Source organism: Enterobacter sp. E1, from assembly GCF_016809815.1.
Classification (GTDB): Bacteria; Pseudomonadota; Gammaproteobacteria; order Enterobacterales; family Enterobacteriaceae; genus Enterobacter; species Enterobacter adelaidei.
This window is the reverse complement of sequence record NZ_JAFBJM010000007.1, coordinates 1-21,636: the sequence shown is the minus strand read 5'-3', so window position 1 is coordinate 21,636 and position 21,636 is coordinate 1. Positions and strand designations below refer to the sequence as shown.

General features: G+C 53.7%; 24 protein-coding genes, 1 tRNA gene and 1 rRNA gene. 15 read left to right on the top strand and 11 right to left on the bottom strand.

Translation table 11 applies throughout. The annotated features are described in order from the left end of the window. Positions 1-83: 83 nt before the first annotated feature. Entirely contained in the window at positions 84-1,061 is a 978-nt protein-coding gene (gene epmA, locus JGF26_RS16935; RefSeq protein ID WP_028016428.1) for an elongation factor P--(R)-beta-lysine ligase, read from the bottom strand. Positions 1,062-1,371: 310 nt separating this feature from the next. On the opposite strand from epmA, the gene frdA reads away from it, so the two are divergent. From frdA to frdD, 4 genes are read left to right on the top strand one after another with little or no spacing between them, the layout of a single operon-like run. Then, the gene (gene frdA, locus JGF26_RS16930) at positions 1,372-3,162 is read left to right on the top strand and encodes a fumarate reductase (quinol) flavoprotein subunit (RefSeq protein WP_028016427.1); all 1,791 of its coding nucleotides are present in this window, start codon (positions 1,372-1,374) and stop codon (positions 3,160-3,162) included. Next, positions 3,155-3,889, top strand: coding sequence for a fumarate reductase iron-sulfur protein (frdB, locus tag JGF26_RS16925; protein WP_028016426.1), 735 nt, complete (start codon positions 3,155-3,157; stop codon positions 3,887-3,889). The genes frdA and frdB overlap by 8 nt, the downstream gene beginning before the upstream one ends. Before the next feature lie 10 nt (positions 3,890-3,899). After that, positions 3,900-4,295, top strand: a complete 396-nt coding sequence (frdC, locus tag JGF26_RS16920) for a fumarate reductase subunit FrdC (protein ID WP_134708437.1) — start codon at positions 3,900-3,902, stop codon at positions 4,293-4,295. A 10-nt stretch (positions 4,296-4,305) separates the two neighbouring features. Beyond that, positions 4,306-4,665, top strand: a complete 360-nt coding sequence (frdD, locus tag JGF26_RS16915; protein ID WP_013095272.1) for a fumarate reductase subunit FrdD — start codon at positions 4,306-4,308, stop codon at positions 4,663-4,665. A 30-nt stretch (positions 4,666-4,695) separates the two neighbouring features. Here the strand turns inward: frdD and ampR are convergent, their stop codons facing one another. Next, positions 4,696-5,571, bottom strand: coding sequence for a LysR family transcriptional regulator AmpR (ampR, locus tag JGF26_RS16910; RefSeq protein ID WP_028016424.1), 876 nt, complete (start codon positions 5,569-5,571; stop codon positions 4,696-4,698). 132 nt (positions 5,572-5,703) lie between these two features. On the opposite strand from ampR, the gene blaACT reads away from it, so the two are divergent. Together blaACT and JGF26_RS16900 are read left to right on the top strand one after the other, a co-directional pair. Next, positions 5,704-6,849: an ACT family cephalosporin-hydrolyzing class C beta-lactamase gene (gene blaACT, locus JGF26_RS16905; RefSeq protein WP_134708436.1), complete on the top strand. Its 1,146-nt coding sequence runs from the start codon at positions 5,704-5,706 to the stop codon at positions 6,847-6,849. Positions 6,850-6,945: 96 nt separating this feature from the next. After that, on the top strand, positions 6,946-7,476 hold the full coding sequence (locus JGF26_RS16900; protein ID WP_028016422.1) for a lipocalin family protein: 531 nt from the start codon (positions 6,946-6,948) through the stop codon (positions 7,474-7,476). Here the strand turns inward: JGF26_RS16900 and sugE are convergent. Next, a complete protein-coding gene (gene sugE, locus JGF26_RS16895; RefSeq protein ID WP_028016421.1) occupies positions 7,473-7,790 on the bottom strand; it encodes a quaternary ammonium compound efflux SMR transporter SugE in 318 nt (105 codons plus the stop codon). The genes JGF26_RS16900 and sugE overlap by 4 nt on opposite strands. Before the next feature lie 262 nt (positions 7,791-8,052). Here sugE and JGF26_RS16890 point away from each other — a divergent pair, with 262 nt between their 5' ends. Then, complete coding sequence (locus tag JGF26_RS16890; protein ID WP_028016420.1) at positions 8,053-8,652, top strand: LuxR C-terminal-related transcriptional regulator; 600 nt, start codon at positions 8,053-8,055, stop codon at positions 8,650-8,652. Positions 8,653-8,689: 37 nt separating this feature from the next. On the opposite strand, the gene ecnB is transcribed toward JGF26_RS16890, so the two are convergent. The 3 genes from ecnB to efp all read right to left on the bottom strand — a co-directional run bounded on the left by ecnB (position 8,690) and on the right by efp (position 9,701). Further along, positions 8,690-8,836 (bottom strand): lipoprotein toxin entericidin B, encoded by a 147-nt coding sequence (ecnB, locus tag JGF26_RS16885; RefSeq protein ID WP_003025482.1) that lies wholly within the window; start codon positions 8,834-8,836, stop codon positions 8,690-8,692. Between the two features lie 108 nt (positions 8,837-8,944). Next, positions 8,945-9,076, bottom strand: a complete 132-nt coding sequence (locus JGF26_RS16880) for an entericidin A/B family lipoprotein (protein ID WP_024907352.1) — start codon at positions 9,074-9,076, stop codon at positions 8,945-8,947. Positions 9,077-9,134: 58 nt separating this feature from the next. Continuing rightward, on the bottom strand, positions 9,135-9,701 hold the full coding sequence (efp, locus tag JGF26_RS16875; protein WP_010427766.1) for an elongation factor P: 567 nt from the start codon (positions 9,699-9,701) through the stop codon (positions 9,135-9,137). A 40-nt stretch (positions 9,702-9,741) separates the two neighbouring features. Between efp and epmB the strand changes: the two genes are divergently transcribed. Next, entirely contained in the window at positions 9,742-10,770 is a 1,029-nt protein-coding gene (gene epmB / locus JGF26_RS16870; protein ID WP_028016419.1) for an EF-P beta-lysylation protein EpmB, read from the top strand. 45 nt (positions 10,771-10,815) lie between these two features. Here the strand turns inward: epmB and JGF26_RS16865 are convergent, their stop codons facing one another. The 3 genes from JGF26_RS16865 to JGF26_RS16855 form a co-directional block, all read right to left on the bottom strand. Further along, entirely contained in the window at positions 10,816-11,169 is a 354-nt protein-coding gene (locus JGF26_RS16865; protein ID WP_023310115.1) for a DUF4156 domain-containing protein, read from the bottom strand. 134 nt (positions 11,170-11,303) lie between these two features. Then, positions 11,304-12,947 carry a chaperonin GroEL gene (gene groL / locus JGF26_RS16860; RefSeq protein ID WP_014882201.1) on the bottom strand — a complete coding sequence of 548 codons (1,644 nt, stop codon included), beginning with the start codon at positions 12,945-12,947 and terminating at the stop codon, positions 11,304-11,306. 31 nt (positions 12,948-12,978) lie between these two features. Continuing rightward, positions 12,979-13,272, bottom strand: a complete 294-nt coding sequence (locus JGF26_RS16855) for a co-chaperone GroES (protein ID WP_003855929.1) — start codon at positions 13,270-13,272, stop codon at positions 12,979-12,981. Between the two features lie 179 nt (positions 13,273-13,451). On the opposite strand from JGF26_RS16855, the gene yjeH reads away from it, so the two are divergent. After that, a complete protein-coding gene (gene yjeH / locus JGF26_RS16850; protein ID WP_134708435.1) occupies positions 13,452-14,693 on the top strand; it encodes an L-methionine/branched-chain amino acid transporter in 1,242 nt (413 codons plus the stop codon). Between the two features lie 32 nt (positions 14,694-14,725). Here the strand turns inward: yjeH and JGF26_RS16845 are convergent, their stop codons facing one another. Then, positions 14,726-15,190: an FxsA family protein gene (locus JGF26_RS16845; RefSeq protein ID WP_025758222.1), complete on the bottom strand. Its 465-nt coding sequence runs from the start codon at positions 15,188-15,190 to the stop codon at positions 14,726-14,728. A gap of 335 nt (positions 15,191-15,525) precedes the next feature. Here JGF26_RS16845 and aspA point away from each other — a divergent pair, with 335 nt between their 5' ends. From aspA to JGF26_RS16815, 6 genes are all read left to right on the top strand, one after another. Then, complete coding sequence (gene aspA / locus JGF26_RS16840; RefSeq protein ID WP_003855923.1) at positions 15,526-16,962, top strand: aspartate ammonia-lyase; 1,437 nt, start codon at positions 15,526-15,528, stop codon at positions 16,960-16,962. 115 nt (positions 16,963-17,077) lie between these two features. Further along, positions 17,078-18,379, top strand: a complete 1,302-nt coding sequence (locus tag JGF26_RS16835) for an anaerobic C4-dicarboxylate transporter (protein WP_028016415.1) — start codon at positions 17,078-17,080, stop codon at positions 18,377-18,379. A gap of 113 nt (positions 18,380-18,492) precedes the next feature. Next, positions 18,493-18,816: a divalent cation tolerance protein CutA gene (gene cutA, locus JGF26_RS16830; protein WP_028016414.1), complete on the top strand. Its 324-nt coding sequence runs from the start codon at positions 18,493-18,495 to the stop codon at positions 18,814-18,816. Further along, positions 18,792-20,483 carry a protein-disulfide reductase DsbD gene (locus JGF26_RS16825; RefSeq protein WP_134708434.1) on the top strand — a complete coding sequence of 564 codons (1,692 nt, stop codon included), beginning with the start codon at positions 18,792-18,794 and terminating at the stop codon, positions 20,481-20,483. Before cutA ends, JGF26_RS16825 begins: the two co-directional genes overlap by 25 nt. 49 nt (positions 20,484-20,532) lie before the next feature. Beyond that, positions 20,533-21,108 carry a transcriptional regulator gene (locus JGF26_RS16820; RefSeq protein WP_028016412.1) on the top strand — a complete coding sequence of 192 codons (576 nt, stop codon included), beginning with the start codon at positions 20,533-20,535 and terminating at the stop codon, positions 21,106-21,108. A 127-nt stretch (positions 21,109-21,235) separates the two neighbouring features. Beyond that, a tRNA-Phe gene (locus tag JGF26_RS16815) sits at positions 21,236-21,311 on the top strand. Between the two features lie 223 nt (positions 21,312-21,534). Here the strand turns inward: JGF26_RS16815 and rrf are convergent. Then, a 5S ribosomal RNA gene (rrf, locus tag JGF26_RS16810) occupies positions 21,535-21,636 on the bottom strand; the annotation flags it as partial.

Below are 21,636 nucleotides of genomic sequence, written 5' to 3'. Positions count from 1 at the left end.
TTTTAATGTTGTTATGCGAAATGGAAAGGAAAATTGCCACCGGGGGAGTAGGCCGGGCAAGCGCAGCGCCACCCGGCATTTTTTCAGGCACGATCGACCGTAAACGCAATCACATCGCCCAACTGTTCTGCACCCAGCGCCAGCATCACCAGGCGGTCAACACCCAGCGCCACGCCGGAGCAATCCGGCAAACCTGCTTTTAATGCCTCAAGCAGATTAACATCAATGGGCTGCTGCGGCAGACCGCGCGCGGCACGCTTACGGTTATCCTGCTCGAAGCGCTGCTGCTGTTCACGCGCGTCCGTCAATTCGTGGAAACCGTTCGCCAGCTCGATGCCTTTGTAATAGACCTCAAAACGCTCTGCCACACGATGATCTTCCGTGCTGATCTGCGCCAGAGACGCCTGGCTTGCCGGGAAGTGATAGACAAACGTCGGGCGGTCTTTGCCAATCTGCGGTTCAACGCCAAACGTGAACAGCAACTGCAGAAGCGTATCGCGATCTTCTTCAGTATCTGCCACATTGCTGAGATCCAGTTTTGCCGCCACTTCGCGCAATTGAGTCTTGTCCGCTGACAATGGATCGATTTCCAGATAGCGCTGGAAAGCCTGCTGATAGGAGAGAGTTTCCGCTTCTGAGCAATCCAGCACCTGCTGCAGCAGGTCATCCACCTCATTCATCAGACGGTACATATCATAGTGCGGACGATACCACTCCAGCATGGTGAATTCCGGATTGTGGTGACGCCCCATCTCTTCATTACGGAAGCTTCTGCACAGCTGATACACCGGACCGCATCCTGCCGCCAGCAGGCGTTTCATGTGGTATTCCGGGCTGGTCATCAGATACAAATTCATGCCCTGAGAGTGCCCCGGGCCAACAAAACGGGTTTCAAACGGGACCAGATGAATATCGGTTACCGTTGCCTGACTCATGCACGGCGTTTCCACCTCCAGGACTCCGCGGTCGGCAAAGAAACGGCGGATCGCCGTCATAATTGCAGCGCGTTTTAACAGATTTGGGATGGATGCGCTCGGCTGCCAGGTGGCCGTTTCGCTCATGGGTAATTCTCCGATTTCAGACAAGGGCACGAAGTCTACTCGTTAGCGGGGACAGAGACAAATTTTGCGCAGTAAAAACGCGCATTTCATTTAGGTGCGTAATTACGTGACGCAATTCATCAATCACGATGATAAATCACCGTACAGAACAGCAAAAAAATCGAACACGTCAAATTTCCCTGACATCTACACGGTTATACTGTTTTACCCATAAAGGAGCAGTGGAAACGCTTTCGCAATTGTCCCTTTGGGCAGGTGAACTACCTTTAGTTTGTCGCGTTGCGAAATAACAAAAATCTGGAGGAATGTCGTGCAAACTTTTCAAGCCGATCTTGCCGTAATTGGCGCTGGCGGTGCTGGATTACGTGCTGCGATTGCTGCAGCACAAGCTAATCCCAACGCTAAAATCGCATTGATTTCAAAAGTCTATCCAATGCGCAGCCACACGGTTGCAGCTGAAGGAGGGTCCGCCGCCGTCGCGCAGGATCATGACAGCTTTGAATACCATTTCCACGACACGGTTGCAGGGGGCGACTGGCTTTGCGAACAGGATGTGGTTGACTACTTTGTACACCATTGTCCTACGGAGATGACCCAGCTTGAACAGTGGGGATGTCCGTGGAGTCGCCGTCCGGACGGCAGCGTCAACGTTCGCCGCTTCGGTGGAATGAAAATCGAACGTACCTGGTTCGCCGCCGATAAGACCGGCTTCCACATGCTGCACACTCTGTTCCAGACCTCTCTTCAGTTCCCACAAATTCAGCGCTTTGATGAACATTTCGTCCTCGACATTCTGGTTGATGACGGACAGGCTCGCGGCCTGGTGGCGATGAACATGATGGAAGGCACGCTCGTCCAGATCCGCGCTAATGCGGTGGTGATGGCAACGGGCGGTGCGGGCCGCGTGTATCGCTACAATACCAACGGCGGCATCGTCACCGGTGACGGTATGGGCATGGCGCTCAGCCACGGTGTGCCGCTGCGCGATATGGAGTTCGTACAGTATCACCCGACTGGCCTGCCGGGCTCCGGCATTCTGATGACGGAAGGCTGCCGTGGTGAAGGCGGTATTCTGGTCAACAAAAATGGCTACCGCTATCTGCAGGATTACGGCATGGGCCCGGAAACCCCGCTTGGCGAGCCGAAAAACAAATACATGGAACTCGGCCCACGCGACAAAGTCTCCCAGGCCTTCTGGCACGAGTGGCGCAAAGGCAACACCATCTCCACACCACGCGGCGATGTGGTCTATCTCGACCTGCGTCACCTGGGTGAGAAGAAGCTGCTGGAACGCCTGCCGTTCATCTGCGAACTGGCAAAAGCCTACGTCGGTGTTGATCCGGTGAAAGAACCGATTCCGGTACGTCCAACCGCGCACTACACCATGGGCGGGATCGAAACCGACCAGCAGTGCGAAACCCGTATCAAAGGCCTGTTTGCGGTCGGCGAGTGTTCTTCTGTGGGCCTGCACGGCGCCAACCGCCTGGGGTCGAACTCGCTGGCAGAGCTGGTCGTCTTTGGTCGCATGGCGGGCGAGCGCGCAATGGAACGCGCGGCTACAGCGGGCGAAGCTAACGGTGCCGCGCTCGATGCTCAGGTTACTGACGTTGAAAAACGCCTGAAAGACCTGGTGAACCAGGAAGGTAACGAGAACTGGTCTAAGATCCGCGACGAGATGGGCCTGTCGATGGAAGAAGGCTGCGGTATCTACCGTACCCCTGAGCTGATGCAAAAAACCGTCGATAAGCTGGCGGAATTGCAGGAGCGTTTCAAACGTGTGCGCATTACCGATACCTCCAGCGTCTTCAATACCGACCTGCTCTATACCATCGAGCTGGGTCACGGCCTGAACGTGGCAGAATGTATGGCGCACTCTGCGCTGGCGCGTAAAGAGTCACGCGGGGCGCATCAGCGTCTTGATGAAGGCTGTACCGAACGTGACGACGTCAATTTCCTGAAACACACTCTCGCCTGGCGCGATGCAGATGGCACCACACGTCTGGACTACAGTGACGTGAAAATCACCACGCTGCCACCGGCTAAACGCGTGTACGGCGCAGAAGCAGAAGCCGCCGAGAAGAAGGAGAAGGCGAATGGCTGAGATGCAAAAACTGAAAGTTGAAGTGGTGCGCTACAATCCGGAAGTGGACACCGCACCACATAGCGCTTTCTATGAAGTCCCCTATGACGAGCAAACCTCTCTGCTGGATGCGCTTGGCTATATCAAAGATAACCTGGCACCAGACCTGAGCTACCGCTGGTCCTGCCGCATGGCCATCTGCGGCTCCTGCGGCATGATGGTTAACAAAGTGCCGAAACTGGCCTGTAAAACCTTCCTGCGTGATTACACCAAGGGCATCAAGGTTGAAGCGCTGGGCAACTTCCCGATTGAGCGCGATCTGGTGGTCGATATGACCCACTTTATCGAAAGTCTGGAAGCCATTAAGCCTTACATCATCGGCAATCCGCGCACGCCGGATCAGGGTCCAAATACCCAGACCCCGGCCCAGATGGCGAAATACCATCAGTTCTCTGGCTGCATCAACTGCGGCCTGTGTTACGCCGCATGTCCACAGTTTGGCCTGAATCCCGAATTCATCGGCCCGGCCGCCATTACGCTGGCGCACCGCTATAACGAAGACAGCCGCGACCACGGTAAAAAAGAACGTATGGCGCAGCTTAACAGCCAGAACGGCGTCTGGAGCTGTACTTTCGTGGGTTACTGCTCCGAAGTCTGTCCGAAGCATGTCGACCCGGCCGCCGCTATTCAGCAGGGTAAAGTGGAAAGCTCGAAAGACTTTCTTATCGCTACCCTGAAACCACGCTAAGGAGTGCATAATGACGACTAAACGCAAAGCCTATGTACGGCCAGTGCCGTCCACCTGGTGGAAAAATCTGCCGTTTTATCGCTTCTATATGCTGCGTGAAGGCACAGCGGTGCCGGCGGTCTGGTTCAGTCTTGAGCTGATGTACGGTGTTTTTGCCCTCAAGCATGGTCCGGAAGCCTGGGCAAGCTTTGTTGGCTTTCTACAAAACCCGATCATTGTGGTCCTGAACCTGATCGTGCTCGCGGCCGCGCTGCTTCATACCAAAACCTGGTTTGAACTGGCGCCAAAAGCGGCGAACATCATCGTAAAAGGCGAGAAAATGGGGCCAGAGCCGGTAATTAAAGGCCTCTGGGCAGTGACGCTTCTGGTCACTGTGGTCATTCTGTTTGTCGCACTGTTCTGGTAAGGAGACTACTGTGATCAATCCAAATCCAAAACGTTCTGACGAGCCGGTCTTCTGGGGACTGTTTGGCGCTGGCGGCATGTGGAGTGCCATCATCGCACCTGTGATCATCCTGCTGGTCGGCATTATGCTGCCGCTGGGGCTGTTCCCGGGTGATGCACTGAGCTACGAACGCGTGCTGGCGTTTGCGGGTAGCTTTATCGGCCGCGTATTCATCTTCCTGATGATCGTCCTGCCGCTGTGGTGTGGCCTGCACCGTATTCACCATGCGATGCATGACCTGAAAATCCATGTCCCGAGCGGTAAATGGGTGTTCTACGGCCTGGCAACCATTCTGACCGTAGTAACGCTGATTGCCGTGGTCACCATCTGACCCTTCTGGCCCGCCCTCCGGCGGGCCTTTTTAGTTCTGCATTTTGCCCACCAGCCACTGCGCAAACTCACGCATTGCCGGGGTTTCGGCTTTCGACTGTAGTCTTGTTAACCAGTAACTGCCCAGATCAATCTGTGTGGCAAACGGCTGTACAATGCGCTCGCTGTTGAGCAAATGCGTAAACATATCGACCGGAGCGATCGCAATTCCCACACCGGCCTGCGCGGCTTCCAGCATGGTGACAGACGAATCAAACACCATCACCCGATGCGTGGGTGACGGGGGATGCTCCCCCGCCGCCTGCATCCACGCCGACCACTCATCGCGCCGGTAGGAGCGCAGCAGGGTAAATTTCAGAATGTCGGCCGGAGTATGGAGCCCGGCGGCGATATCGGGTGAACAAAGCGGAGCCATCGGCGCATCACAAAGGAACTGCGCTTCGGTCCCGTGCCACGCCCCGCCACCGTAGCGGATCGTGTAATCAAGCCCCTCAGCCGCCGGATCGACGCGGTTGTTATGGGTTGAAAGGTGAAGATCGATATGCGGAGAGCAGCGGCGGAAATCAGACAACCGCGAGAATAAAAAACCGGTCGCGAAGGTTCCTACCACACCAATTTTGAGTTTCTCCTGCGCGCGATGGCTGGCAAAGCGATCCAGCATTCCGGCGATACGATCGAACGAATCGTTAAGCACTGGCAGCAAATTCTCACCTTCCGTCGTCAGCATCAGCCCGCGCGAAACACGGACAAAAAGCTGGCAGTTCAGGTGCTGTTCCAGCGTCTTAACATGCTGGCTGATAGCAGAATGGGTAACATTCAGCTCTATCGCGGCATGAGTAAAACTGAGATGCCTTGCGGCTGCTTCGAAAGCACGAAGCGAATTAAGCGGGAGATAGCTGCGAGTCATCGGCCCATCCGTTAGAAAAATTAACAGCTAATGCTAAATTTAACCGTTTGTCAGCGACAGTCAAATCCCACAGACTACAGCTGTCTGACGGGCCCGGACACTCCTTTGACCTGCTATTACGGAAGATAACTGATGATGAAAAAATCCCTTTGCTGCGCCCTGTTACTCAGCACCTCCTGCTCCGTCTTTGCTGCACCGATGTCAGAAAAACAGCTGGCTGATGTGGTGAAACGTACCGTTACCCCTCTGATGAAAGCGCAGACCATCCCGGGGATGGCGGTCGCCGTAATTTATCAGGGTCAGCCGCACTACTTTACCTTCGGCAAAGCCGATATCGCGGCGAACAAACCTGTTACCCCGCAAACGTTGTTCGAGCTGGGTTCTATAAGTAAAACCTTCACCGGCGTCCTGGGTGGCGATGCCATTGCTCGCGGTGAAATTTCGCTGAGCGATCCGGTAACAAAATACTGGCCTGAGCTGACAGGCAAGCAGTGGCAGGGAATTCGCATGCTGGATCTGGCTACCTATACTGCGGGTGGTCTGCCATTACAGGTACCGGATGAGGTGACCGATAACGCCTCTCTGCTGCGCTTCTATCAGGACTGGCAGCCAGAGTGGAAGCCGGGAACCACGCGTCTTTATGCGAACGCCAGTATTGGTCTTTTTGGCGCCCTTGCGGTTAAACCTTCCGGTATGAACTATGAGCAGGCCATAACGATGCGGGTCTTTAAGCCGCTCAAGCTGGACCATACGTGGATTAACGTTCCGGAATCTGAACGAGAGCATTACGCCTGGGGATACCGTGACGGTAAAGCCGTCCACGTTTCGCCGGGCATGCTGGATGCCGAAGCCTATGGTGTGAAAACCAACGTCAAAGATATGGCGAGCTGGGTGATGGCGAACATGTCTCCCGATACTCTGCAGGATACCTCTCTGAAGCAAGGTATCGCCCTTGCGCAATCCCGATACTGGCGCGTAGGTGCCATGTATCAAGGGTTAGGCTGGGAGATGCTGAACTGGCCGGTAGAAGCCAAAACCGTGGTCGAGGGTAGTGATAATAAGGTTGCCCTGGCACCGTTGCCTGCGGTAGAAGTGAATCCCACGGCCCCTCCGGTAAAAGCGTCCTGGGTGCATAAAACGGGCTCTACTGGCGGGTTTGGTAGCTATGTGGCGTTTATTCCAGAAAAGCAGCTTGGCATTGTGATGCTAGCGAATAAAAGCTACCCGAACCCGGCGAGAGTTGAGGCGGCATATCGTATCCTCGACGCGCTGAAGTAAAACATTGCCGGGTGGCGACTCTGCTTACCCGGCAAAACACCCCGCATTTTCCTTGCCGTCATCTACACTTAACAAAAAAACAGTAAGGAAACTCCTATGCGCATTCTGCCTGTTATCGCCGCGGTGACAGCCGCGTTTTTAGTGGTTGCCTGTAGTTCCCCTACCCCACCTTCTGGCGTTACCGTTGTCACGCCTTTCGATGCACAACGCTTCCTCGGAACATGGTATGAAATCGCCCGCCTGGACCATCGGTTTGAACGGGGCTTAGAGAAAGTCACTGCGAATTACAGTCCGATGGATGATGGCGGTATTCAGGTGATCAACAGGGGCTATAATCCCGACCGGGAGATGTGGCAGCAGTCGACAGGAAAAGCATACTTCACTGGCGATCCACGGAGGGCCGCGCTCAAAGTCTCCTTCTTTGGCCCCTTCTATGGCGGCTACAACGTGATAGCACTCGACAAAGAGTACCGCCATGCGCTGGTTTGCGGGCCGGATCGCAACTACCTGTGGATACTCTCCCGCACGCCAACCATCTCGTCTGAGATGAAACAGCAGATGCTGGATGTTGCGACCCGGCAGGGGTTTGATGTGTCAAAACTCATCTGGGTAGAACAACCCCATTAATGCGTGCTGAGTTTCAACCCAATGATACCGGCCACGATCAGAGCGAGGCTGGCGATACGTGCCAGGCTCGCTGACTCTCCCAGCAGCAGAATGCCCGTGATGGCAGCGCCTACGGCGCCGATGCCTGTCCAGACAGCATAAGCCGTTCCCACAGGCAAAGAACGCATCGCCCACGACAACAGGACGATACTGACTATCATCGCGGTAACGGTAATGACGCTGGGCGTCAGACGGGTAAATCCGTGGGTGTACTTGAGACCAATCGCCCATACCACTTCGAGCAGGCCGGCAATTAAAAGAACGATCCAGGACATTTCAGGCTCCTTAACTTACAGGTAAGTTGGGGCCGTCCCCGGTGAAAGATACGCTTACGGGTCGTCCCGTAAGGCAAAGATTACGCCCTTTATTTTGCTTAGCGTGCGATTTTTTTTCAATCCCTTTCTGCTGAACACGTTAAGGCAAGAAATAGCCGCAGTATGGCGCGGAGTTCAAGCATTTACCACTCATCTGACTTCTCTATGATGATGTGCTTTCTGATGGCAGGAAGCCAAACCACTAGCCGACTGCGAATAAAATATGTTCAAAATTCTATTGATTGACCGTTGTCACTTCACCCGCGCAGGGTTTGAAGCATGGCTCAATCACTCCGGTTTGTTCCCTGGGCACTACGTTGTGACCGGGCTGAATAATCTATTTCTTGCCAGAGAGCACATTCTGCAATGGAAACCCAATCTGGTTATCGCTGACCTGTACGGCTTCAGGCAGGATATTCACCATTTCCAACAGCTCTCTACCCTACTTAACGCCAGTGAAAAATTGCCTTTTATCTTGCTGCAATCGGGAGAAGACAACAGCATGACGGACTGGCTCGGGCAGTTCCCGGTTTGGTCGTCATTGTTGAAAAACGCCAGCCTCGAAGAAGTCGCAACGGTTATCAACGACGCATTAGTCTCGCGCGCAAGCGCTGACAGGCCGACGACGGCGGCCCCCTTGCTGACCCGGCAGGAAGAGAAAGTGCTGACATTGTGGATGGACGGTGCGAGCAATCAGAAAATTGCCGCTCACCTGAGTATCAACGGGAAAACGGTCTATACCTATAAACGAAATATCCGCATGAAACTGCATATGGATACGCGTTTTTCACCGTTTTTATCCTTGCAGGAATCAGAAAGCTGACGGTACGAAACCCATCAGGTCCCGTACCGTTTGTTAATTACTGCTGGGCTTTTGTTGCCGCACCAGAGATTGCGCTACCACCTTCAGAAATATCCTGACCGACGCCACGCGTGGTATTACAGGCCGTTAACACCGAAGAAAGTACCAGGACTGAAAAGATCGCTGCAATTGTCTTCTTAACCATAATATCTTCCTTTTATAGCCAAAGTTGTTTTGTGTATAGCAACTTAAGAATAGACAAGATCCCGTCGGCTGACGGAAAAGGAAGCATTTTTAGGAAAATTAGACGAACTTAGCTGGCGGCGTGAGAAATGATATGGCCGAGATCCTGGATATCTTGTCCCATTCCACGCGTGGTGTTACAGCCGGAGAGTAATGCGCTGGAAAGCGCTAACAGAAGCAGAATTTTAACGGTACGTTTCATCATCCCTGCCTGTAAAAATCAGGCGCAGCGGGCGCTGCGCCTTCAATCATAACGTAAATTACTTCACGCGGGATACGTATTCGCCGGAGCGGGTATCCACTTTGATCACTTCGCCAGTCTGTACGAACAGTGGAACTTTAACCACTGCGCCGGTAGACAGTTTGGCTGGCTTACCACCGGTACCTGCGGTGTCGCCTTTCAGACCTGGATCGGTTTCAACGATTTCCAGCTCAACGAAGTTAGGTGGGGTCACAGCGATAGGCTGGCCATTCCACAGGGTCACGATGCACTCGGCCTGATCCAGCAGCCATTTCGCGCTGTCACCTACCGCTTTCTCATCAGCAGACAGCTGTTCGAAAGTAGAGTTGTTCATGAAATGATAGAACTCACCGTCGTTGTACAGATAGGTCAGGTTCATATCAACAACATCAGCGCCTTCAGCGGAATCAGTAGACTTGAAGGTTTTCTCAACACGGGTACCGGTCAGCAGACGGCGCAGCTTAACGCGTGCGAATGCCTGGCCTTTACCTGGTTTAACGAATTCGCTGGCTTCAACCGCGTACGGTTCGCCGTCCATCATGATTTTAAGACCAGCACGAAAATCGTTGCTATAGTACGTTGCCATAAGGCCCTCTAAATTTGTTAACTGGTAGCTAAGCCACAAAATGGCGCATATTGTAACCCTAAACACCCCGTCCAGAGAAGATTGGTTATCGCAACTTGCCGATGTAATCACCAGTCCTGATGAATTGCTGCGTCTTTTAGACCTCGATCAGCACCCAGAGTTGCTTGCAGGACGCGAGGCAAAGCGCCTTTTCGCCCTGCGCGTTCCCCGTGCGTTTGTGGCACGGATGGAGAAAGGCAACCCCGACGATCCACTTTTAAAACAAACACTTACTTCGCAGAATGAATTTGTCACCGCGCCGGGTTATAGCACCGATCCTCTGGAAGAGCAGAACAGTGTGGTGCCAGGTTTACTGCATAAGTATCTCAACCGAGCCCTGCTGCTGGTAAAAGGTGGCTGCGCGGTAAATTGTCGTTATTGCTTCCGTCGGCACTTCCCGTATGCGGAAAATCAGGGCAATAAACGCAACTGGCAGGTCGCGCTGGACTATATTGCCGCCCATCCGGAGCTGGACGAGATTATTTTTTCCGGTGGCGATCCGCTGATGGCGAAAGATCACGAGCTGGACTGGCTGCTGACTCAGCTTGAAGCCATCCCGCACATTAAGCGTCTGCGCATTCACAGCCGTTTACCGATTGTCATTCCGGCGCGTATCACTGACGGCCTGGTGTCGCGCCTGGAGCAGTCTCGACTGCAGGTGCTGCTGGTGAACCACATTAACCACGCGAACGAAATTGGCGATGATTTTCGCGCGGCGATGGCGCGTCTGCGTAAAGCGGGCGTGACGCTGCTAAACCAGAGCGTGCTGCTGCGTGGCGTGAATGATAGCGCCCACGTGCTGGCTGACCTGAGCAATGCCCTGTTTGATGCCGGAGTAATGCCCTATTACCTGCACGTGCTGGATCGCGTTCAGGGTGCGGCACATTTCATGGTAACGGATGAAGAAGCCCGGCAGATTATGCGCGAACTGTTAACGCTGGTTTCAGGCTATATGGTGCCGAAACTGGCACGTGAGATTGGCGGTGAGCCAAGCAAGACGCCGCTGGATTTACAGTTGCGGCAACACTAATTCCCCTCACCCTAACCCTCTCCCAACGGGAGAGGGAAAAGGCAATCAGTTCGGGCACTTGTAGACCTGGCCATTCATCTGGCTGGCGGTCGGCACGAAGCTGGACAGCATACTCTGCGTTGGGCTGCTTACGCCGTAAATCACGTTCCCACCCATGGCCGCAGCCTGGTTACGCAGGGCATTCGCCGCACCGCGCATAGAACCACCTTCCTCGCCATGCTGACCTGACATCCAGTTGCTTTGCTCACCGGTTGCGGTGCCTAACAGCTGACATTCACTGCCAGGCTTATCTTCCACAAAGCGAACGCCCTGGCCCGCTGCCGACAGTTCATTGCTGGAGCTACAACCCGCCAGCAGCAATGCTGCTCCTACGATCCCTGCACAGACTTTTACGCGCATGTTATTCCTCGTTTTCAATAAGCTGGACAGTAGTTGTCCGTGTGTAAACCTTATACCTAAAAGATGACCAAAAGAAAAACCCCCGAGCATTTCTGCCCGGGGGTTTTTCACATTCTACGACGTAGAACGCACGATTACATCATGCCGCCCATACCGCCCATGCCGCCCATACCAGCAGCACCTAAGTCAGGTGCGTCGCCTTTAGGCATGTCGGTCACCATGCACTCGGTAGTGATCATCAGGCCAGCAACAGATGCCGCGTACTGCAGAGCAGAACGGGTCACTTTAGTTGGGTCCAGGATACCGAAGTCGATCATGTTGCCGTATTCTTCAGTCGCTGCGTTGTAACCGTAGTTACCTTCGCCCGCTTTCACGTTGTTCGCAACCACAGATGGCTCTTCACCGGCGTTGGATACGATCTGACGCAGAGGTGCTTCCATTGCACGCAGTGCAACTTTGATACCCACGTTCTGATCTTCGTTCTGCGCAGTCAGGCCAGCCAGTTTAGCGGCAACGCGCACCAGCGCAACACCACCACCAGCAACCACGCCTTCTTCTACCGCAGCACGGGTCGCGTGCAGGGCATCGTCAACGCGTGCTTTCTTCTCTTTCATTTCAACTTCGGTCGCTGCGCCCACTTTGATTACGGCAACACCGCCTGCCAGTTTCGCTACGCGCTCCTGCAGTTTTTCACGGTCGTAATCAGAGGTGGCTTCTTCGATCTGCTTACGGATCTGACCAACGCGGCCCTGAATAGCGGCTTCTTCACCTACGCCATCAATGATGGTGGTGGTGTCTTTGTTGATCACAACACGTTTAGCCTGGCCGAGGTCTTCCAGGGTCGCTTTTTCCAGCTCCATACCGATCTCTTCAGAGATAACGGTACCGCCAGTCAGAGTAGCGATATCCTGAAGCATCGCTTTACGGCGATCGCCGAAGCCAGGTGCTTTCACCGCAGCCACTTTCACGATACCACGCATGGTGTTAACCACCAGGGTCGCCAGCGCTTCGCCTTCAACGTCTTCAGCGATGATAACCAGCGGTTTGCCTGCTTTCGCAACGGCTTCCAGCACTGGCAGCATTTCGCGGATGTTGGAGATTTTCTTGTCAGCCAGCAGGATGAACGGGCTTTCCAGTTCAACAGCACCAGTCTCTGGCTTGTTGATGAAGTATGGGGACAGGTAACCGCGGTCGAACTGCATACCTTCAACCACGTCCAGTTCGTCTTCCAGACCGGTACCGTCTTCAACGGTGATCACGCCTTCTTTACCGACTTTGTCCATCGCTTCAGCGATCAGTTTACCTACGGTTTCGTCGGAGTTAGCGGAGATGGTACCAACCTGAGCAATGGCTTTAGAGTCAGAGCACGGTACGGACAGCGCTTTCAGTTCTTCAACAGCGGAAGCGACAGCTTTGTCGATACCACGTTTCAGATCCATTGGGTTCATGCCCGCAGCAACGGCTTTCAGACCTTCGGTGATGATAGCCTGCGCCAGTACGGTCGCGGTGGTGGTACCGTCGCCTGCAGCGTCGTTCGCTTTAGAGGCAACTTCTTTCACCATCTGCGCACCCATGTTTTCGAACTTGTCTTCCAGTTCGATTTCACGTGCTACAGAAACACCATCTTTGGTGATGGTTGGCGCGCCGAAGGATTTATCCAGCACTACGTTACGGCCTTTCGGGCCCAGAGTTACTTTAACTGCATCTGCCAGTACGTTTACGCCGCGGAGCATTTTTACACGAGCGTCGTTACCGAATTTTACGTCTTTAGCTGCCATGTTCTTATTTCCTCAAATTCTCGTGCGTAAATTACGCTTCAACAATTGCCAGAATGTCGCTCTCGGACATGATCAACACTTCTTCATTGTCGATCTTCTCGGATTTCACGCCGTAGCCATCGTTGAAAATTACGATGTCACCAACTTTAACGTCCAGTGGCTGCACAGTTCCGTTTTCCAGGATGCGGCCCTTACCGACAGCGATGATTTCGCCACGCGTTGATTTGGCTGCTGCAGAACCGGTCAGAACGATACCGCCAGCAGACTTGGTTTCAACTTCTTTACGTTTGACGATCACACGATCATGTAACGGACGAATACTCATTGATAGCTCTCCTTTGAGAAAGTCATTATCAGTTATGGATGACGCCGGCCCGCATGCGGTTTTCCGACTAGTGCCCTGAGAGATGGGGATAGCTTTTTCCCCCTTCAAGGGGGAGTTGAAAAAAAAATTTGCGAAAGTGTTACCATCGCCTCTCTTTTAGTACTGGCAGGGCGATGTCAATGAGTGGACTCAAGCAGGAGTTGGGGCTGGCGCAAGGCGTTGGCCTGCTCTCAACCTCCTTGTTAGGGACGGGCGTGTTTGCCGTACCCGCACTGGCGGCGATGGTTGCCGGAAATAACAGCCTGTGGGCGTGGCCGGTACTGATTGTGCTGGTTTTCCCAATAGCCATTGTGTTTGCCATCCTGGGGCGGCATTTTCCCAGCGCAGGCGGCGTGGCGCATTTTGTCGGGCTGGCCTTTGGCCCGCGGTTGCAGCGTGTTACCGGCTGGCTGTTTCTCTCCGTCATTCCGGTTGGCCTGCCTGCGGCGCTTCATATTGCGACCGGCTTTGGCCAGGCGCTGTTTGGTTGGCATAATGAGCAGTTGCTGTTAGCCGAACTAGGTACGCTGGCGATTGTCTGGTGGGTCGGTTCGCGCGGAGCCAGTTCCAGTGCCAATCTGCAAACGCTGGTCGCAATCCTTATCGTCGCACTGATTGTCGCTATCTGGTGGGCAGGAGATCTCACCGTAGCGGAAATTCCCTTCCCGGCACTCAAGGATGTCGACCATTCGCAGCTTTTCGCTGCGCTTTCCGTCATGTTCTGGTGCTTTGTTGGACTTGAAGCGTTCGCCCATCTGGCTTCCGAGTTTACGCAACCTGAACGCGATTTCCCGCGCGCGCTGATGATTGGTCTGTTGTTGGCGGGAACGGTCTATTGGGCGTGTACCGTGCTTGTGCTGCACTTTAACGCATTCGGGGCGGATAAAGCGGCTGCCGCCTCGCTACCAGGCATTGTGGTGCAATTGTTTGGGGTGAAAGCCCTTTGGGTGGCCTGCGTGATTGGTTATCTCGCCTGTTTTGCCAGCCTCAATATCTACATTCAGAGTTTTGCCCGCCTGGTGTGGTCGCAAGCGTTGTACAAGCCTGAAAGCCGTCTCGCGCGTCTGTCAAAACGCCAGCTTCCATTAACTGCTCTGAATGCCGTGCTGGGTTGTTGCGTGCTGAGTACGCTGTGTATTTACGCCCTGAATATCAATCTGGATGCGCTGATCGTCTACGCCAACGGCATTTTCATTATGATCTATCTGCTGTGCATGCTGTCGGGTTGTCGGCTGCTGAAAGGTCGCTACAAAGTACTGGCGGTCATCGGAGGCGTGCTTTGCCTGTTACTACTGGCGATGGTGGGATGGAAGAGTCTGTACGCCATTATCATGCTGACGGTGCTGTGGGTGTTTTTACCGAAGCGCGATGCGTGCCTGTAGTGCCCGGTAAGCGAAGCTACCGGGCAACAAAATTACCGATCGTCTTTATGGTCTAAACGGTCGTGCTGTTCATCCTTACGCTGATACTCCCCTTCAAACGTATCACCCGGGCCGGTGCTGAACCCACCGCCCGGCATACGGCTAAAGCGCAGATGCGGCAGCAGCTTCATGGTCAGGTGCTTTTGCACCGGTGGCAGAAGCAATAAAAGGCCGAGGAAGTCGGTGAAGAACCCCGGCAGAATCAGCAGCAGACCCGCAATAATCAGAGACACGCTTTTGATCATCTCCGCGGCCGGGCTTTCACCAGCAGCCATCTTCTGCTGCATTATCAGGAAATTTTTGAAACCCTGATTACGCACCAGCGACATGCCGATGACAGAGGTGAAAATCACCAGAATCAGCGTCAGCAGGACGCCCAGCACATGGGCAACCTGGATGAAAATGGAAATCTCAATGTAAACATAGAGAAAGAAAGCAATAAACGGTATCCAGCGCACTGGCATCTCCTGTGTGGCAGGTGCCGTTGGGCCCCTGTCTGAATGTGTTCGCGACGCGCGTTTGTATGAGATGGTGACGGTTAGCGAAATTTCAATCAGTTTGCACGGATATTTTTTTTGGAAATATTAAAGCGGTGACTCATTTCACAGATTAATAATTATCATGGAATCGGCTCGATAATAAGTGATCCAGCTTACGGCAATTCGCTATCATCAGCATATGATCTCGAGCATCTGGCTGATTGAGGGAATAATCGTCGGTCAGAAAATATTCAAAACCACATTAATACTGTGTGTTTAGTACAATCCATCGGCAGCTTGAAAAGAAGGTTCACATGTTAAACAACATTCGTATCGAAGAAGACTTGTTGGGTACCAGGGAAGTTCCAGCGGATGCCTACTACGGTGTCCACACTCTGAGAGCGATTGAAAACTTCTACATCAGCAACAGCAAAATCAGCGACATCCCTGAATTTGTCCGTGGCATGGTGATGGTGAAAAAAGCCGCAGCGCTGGCCAACAAAGAGCTGCAAACCATTCCTAAAAGCGCGGCAAATGCGATTATCGCGGCCTGCGATGAAGTGCTGAACAACGGCAAATGCATGGACCAGTTCCCGGTTGACGTCTATCAGGGCGGCGCGGGCACTTCTGTCAACATGAATACCAACGAAGTACTGGCAAACATTGGCCTGGAGCTGATGGGTCACCAGAAAGGTGAATACCAGTACCTGAACCCGAACGACCACGTTAATAAATGCCAGTCCACCAACGACGCCTACCCTACCGGTTTCCGTATCGCGGTGTATGCCTCTGTAGTGAAACTGGTGGACGCAATTAACCAACTGGGCGATGGCTTCCAGCGTAAAGCGGTTGAGTTCCAGGATATCCTGAAAATGGGTCGTACCCAATTACAGGACGCAGTGCCAATGACCCTCGGCCAGGAATTCCACGCGTTTAACGTGCTGCTCAACGAAGAAACGAAAAACCTGCTGCGCACCTCCGAGTTGCTGCTTGAAGTGAACCTGGGCGCAACCGCCATCGGTACACGTTTGAACACCCCGGATGGCTATCAGCAACTGGCGGTACAGAAACTGGCTGAAGTCTCTAACCTGCCGGTTGTCCCTGCAGAAGACCTGATTGAAGCGACCTCCGACTGCGGCGCTTACGTGATGGTACACAGCGCCCTAAAACGTCTGGCGGTGAAACTGTCCAAAATCTGTAACGACCTGCGCCTGCTCTCCTCTGGTCCGCGTGCGGGTCTGAACGAAATCAACCTGCCAGAACTGCAGGCGGGCTCGTCCATCATGCCAGCCAAAGTGAACCCGGTTGTACCAGAAGTGGTGAACCAGGTCTGCTTCAAAGTCATCGGTAACGACACGACCGTGACCATGGCCTCTGAAGCGGGTCAGTTGCAGCTGAACGTGATGGAACCAGTGATTGGCCAGGCGATGTTTGAATCCATCCACATCCTGACCAACGCCTGCTACAACCTGCTGGAAAAATGCATTAACGGCATCACAGCGAATAAAGAAGTCTGTGAAGGTTATGTCTATAACTCCATCGGGATCGTCACCTACCTCAACCCGTTCATCGGCCACCACAACGGTGACATCGTCGGTAAGATTTGCGCCGAAACCGGTAAGAGCGTACGTGAAGTGGTGCTGGAACGCGGACTGTTGACCGAAGCCGAGCTGGACGATATTTTCTCGGCCCAAAACCTGATGCACCCGGCATATAAAGCGAAACGATATACCGATGAAAGCGAACAGTAACCGTTCAGGCTAGGCTTCTTAAGGCACGTCACTTGTGACGTGCCTTTTTTCTTTATAAGCGTTACCAAAATACAACAATTCAATATCAACTTGTTAATAAGCAAGGCAGGTCCTTATGTTTGGAGCAGAACTCGTCATCGTCTTGTTGGCGATTTATTTGGGAGCAAGACTCGGGGGTATCGGCATCGGTTTTGCCGGCGGTCTCGGGGTGCTCGTTCTTACCCTTATCTTTCAGATCAAACCCGGTGCAATACCTTTTGACGTTATCGAAATCATCATGGCAGTTATTGCCGCTATCGCAGCGATGCAGGTGGCAGGCGGTATGGACTACCTGGTGAGTCTGGCGGAGCGTATGCTGCGCCGCCATCCAAAATACATCACCTTCCTTGCCCCACTGGTGACCTGGTTTATGACCATTCTCGCGGGAACCGGACACACCGCATTCTCTACGTTGCCGGTGATTACCGAAGTGGCGAAAGAGCAAGGTATTCGTCCTTCTCGTCCGCTCTCCATTGCGGTAGTTGCGTCGCAGATTGCAATCACCGCGTCGCCAATTTCCGCTGCCGTAGTCTTCTTCGCCGGTATTCTTGAACCGATGGGCGTGAGTTACCTGACGCTGCTGGCGATCTGTATTCCAGTGACGCTGATTGCGGTGATGATTACTGCCGTACTGTGTAACTTCCTTGGCGCCGAACTGAAAGACGATCCGGTGTATCAGGAACGTCTGGCTAAGGGTGAAGTGAAACTGCGTGGTAGCCAGGTCTTCGAACTGAAACCGCATGCAAAACGCTCGGTATTGCTGTTCCTGATCGGTATCGTCGCAGTCATGTTCTACGCGACCGCCATCAGTGACACGGTGGGCTTGATCCAGAACCCGGTGCTGCCGCGTAACGAAGCGATTGTGGTGTTCATGTTGACCATCGCTACGCTGATTAGCATCACCTGCAAAATTGACACCAGCGAAGTGCTGAACGCCAGCACCTTTAAATCCGGTATGAGCGCCTGTGTCTGCGTACTGGGCGTTGCATGGCTCGGTGATACCTTCGTGAAAGCACACATCAGCGACATTCAGACCGTTGCGGGTGACCTGCTGCACAACTACCCATGGCTGTTGGCGGTAGTCCTGTTCTTCGCCGCTACCCTGCTTTACTCTCAGGCGGCGACCACCAAAGCACTGATGCCTGCGGCCCTGATGCTGGGCGTAACGCCACTGACGGCAATCGCTTCGTTTGCGGCGGTTTCTGCTCTGTTTGTTCTTCCAACCTATCCAACTCTGCTGGCCGCAGTGGAGATGGACGACACCGGCTCAACCCGTATCGGTAAATACGTGTTTAACCATGCGTTCCTGATCCCGGGTGTGGTCGCCATTACGTTGTGCGTGATCCTCGGATTTATCATCGGCGGCATCGTGCTGTAAACCATGCGTTGTTGTAAAAATAGTTAAAATCGGGCCGCTCTGCGGCCCGATTCATTAATGACCAATCGCCTCGCGTGATATAGTGAAGACTTTCGTGATGAGGAGGTCGACTTGTGAACACGCCTGATGCTGTTGTCGTATTGTGCACCGCCCCTGATGAAGCCTCTGCCCAGGATCTCGCCGCCAAAGTGCTGGCCGAAAAGCTGGCTGCCTGCGTGACGCTCCTCCCCGGAGCCACCTCCCTTTACTGCTGGGAAGGTAAACTGGAGCAGGAGTACGAAGTCCAGATGCTGTTAAAAACGAATCAGGCGAACCAGCAGGCACTCCTGGACTGCCTCAAATCTCATCATCCTTACCAAACCCCAGAGCTGCTGGTGTTGCCAGTAGTCCACGGCGATAACGACTATCTCTCATGGCTCAACGCTTCCTTACGCTGATCCTGCTGCTGTGCAGCACGTCAGTATTTGCCGGGTTGTTTGACGCACCCGGCCGTTCGAATTTTATCCCTGCCGACCAGGCGTTCATTTTCGATTTTCAGCAAAATCAGCACGACCTAAATCTCAACTGGCAGGTCAAAGAGGGGTATTACCTCTACCGCAAGCAGGTAAGCATCACGCCAGCTCAGGCAAACGTGGGCGCTTTACAGATGCCCCCAGGCGAGTGGCATAAGGATGAGTTTTACGGCAAAAGTGAAATCTATCGCCAGCGCCTGAGCGTGCCTGTTACGGTGAATCAGGCCGATAAAGGCGCCACGCTGACGGTGACCTATCAGGGGTGTGCGGATGCCGGGTTCTGTTATCCCCCTGAAACGAAGGTGGTTCCACTCAGTGAAGTGAAAGCGTCAACCACGGTTACCCCTCTTCCTTCGGGCGAGAAGCGTGAAGCTCCCGCTGACCTTCCGTTCTCCGCACTGTGGGCCTTACTGATTGGCATTGGCATTGCTTTTACCCCCTGCGTGCTGCCGATGTATCCGCTCATCTCTGGCATCGTGCTGGGCGGTAAGAAACGCCTTTCCACCGCCCGCGCGCTGCTTCTGGCCTTTATTTACGTGCAGGGTATGGCGCTTACCTATACGGCGCTCGGCCTTGTGGTCGCCGCTGCCGGATTACAGTTCCAGGCAGCACTGCAGCATCCTTACGTTCTTATTGGCTTGTCGGTGATCTTCATCCTGCTGGCACTGTCGATGTTCGGCCTGTTTACTCTGCAGTTACCGTCGGCTTTGCAAACCCGCTTAACGCTGATGAGTAACCGTCAGCAGGGGGGCTCTGCAGGCGGCGTGTTTGCGATGGGGGCGATTGCCGGTCTTATTTGTTCCCCGTGTACTACGGCCCCACTGAGCGCCATCCTGCTCTACATCGCCCAGAGCGGCAATATGTGGCTCGGCGGGGGTACGTTGTACCTTTATGCTTTAGGGATGGGTCTACCGCTCATTCTGGTAACAGTATTTGGTAATCGTCTGCTGCCTAAGAGTGGTCCGTGGATGGAAACGGTGAAAACCGCGTTTGGCTTTGTCATCCTCGCGCTGCCGGTATTCCTCCTTGAGCGTATCATTGGCGACGTCTGGGGCTTGCGCCTATGGGCGATGCTCGGCGTAGCATTCTTTGCCTGGGCATTTCTCGTCAGCCTGGGGGCGAAACAGCCATGGATGCGCCTGGTGCAAATCCTGCTGCTGGCTGCCGCGCTGGTGAGCATACGCCCTCTGCAGGACTGGGCGTTCGGCACACCGGTGGGTCAGACACAAGCGCATCTGAACTTCACCCAAATTAAAAACGTGGATGAACTCAACAGCGCCCTGGCAGAGGCAAAAGGTAAACCGGTGATGCTCGATCTCTATGCTGACTGGTGTGTCGCCTGTAAAGAGTTCGAAAAATACACCTTTAGCGATCCACAGGTGCAAAGCGCCCTGAAAGAGACTGTTCTCCTCCAGGTGAACGTTACAGCCAACAGTGCACAGGACAAGGCCCTGCTGAAACAACTTAATGTTCTCGGTCTGCCAACCATTTTGTTCTTCAATGAACAGGGGAAAGAGCAGCCGGAACAGCGCGTAACCGGGTTTATGGATGCGGCTGCTTTCAGCACACATTTGCGCGATCGCCAACCGTAAACAACACTTTAGACGGGACAAACCGTTGGGAATAGCGGAGGAGAAAACCGTGCAACGTGAAGACGTACTGGGACAAGCCCTGCAATTACTTGAGATTCAAGGGATCGCCAGCACCACGCTTGAGATGGTAGCCGACCGTATCGATTACCCTCTGGATGAGCTTAAGCGCTTCTGGCCGGATAAAGAGGCTCTGCTTTATGATGCTCTGCGCTATCTCAGCCAGCAGGTTGATGTCTGGCGCAGGCAACTGATGCTGAACGAAGAACTGACAGCGGAACAAAAGCTGCTGGCGCGCTATACCGCCCTGACCGAATGTGTCAGTAACAACCGTTATCCGGGCTGCCTGTTTATTGCAGCCTGTACGTTCTATCCTGACCCTGGCCATCCTATCCATCAGTTGGCGGATCAGCAAAAACGGGCGGCGCATGACTTCACCCACGAACTGCTGACCACACTGGAAGTGGATGACCCGGCAATGGTGGCTAAGCAGATGGAGCTCGTGCTGGAGGGTTGTCTGAGCCGCATGCTGGTAAACCGTAGCCAGGCTGATGTCGATACGGCACATCGCCTGGCTGAAGACATTCTGCGCTTTGCTCAATGCCGTATGGGCGGAGCATTGACGTAAACGAATCGGCTAAATTGGGCTGATTCGGCGCGTAAACCGTCAGATTGCCGCAAACTTAAGCAGTTGAACAGCTTTTCCTGAAATAATGTTGACGATAAGGCCTGATTGCGGTTTAATGCGCTCCGTTGCCCGGATAGCTCAGTCGGTAGAGCAGGGGATTGAAAATCCCCGTGTCCTTGGTTCGATTCCGAGTCCGGGCACCACTATTTAAAGAACCCAGCCTATGGCTGGGTTTTTGCTTTTCTGCGTTTATCAAACCTCAAATGTTGTTTCCACCGCTTAAATCATCTTTCAAAGAAACCAAGTGGCTGGCCTTACCATGTTCTATGGGCGCTACTGAAGGCAGGGCAAAGTCACTACCTGACATTTTTGACGCAAAAAGCAAAAAACCCCGTACCTTGCGGTACGGGGTTCTTCCTGATTGATGCCTGGCAGTTCCCTACTCTCACATGGGGAGACCCCACACTACCATCGGCGCTACGGCGTTTCACTTCTGAGTTCGGCATGGGGTCAGGTGGGACCACCGCG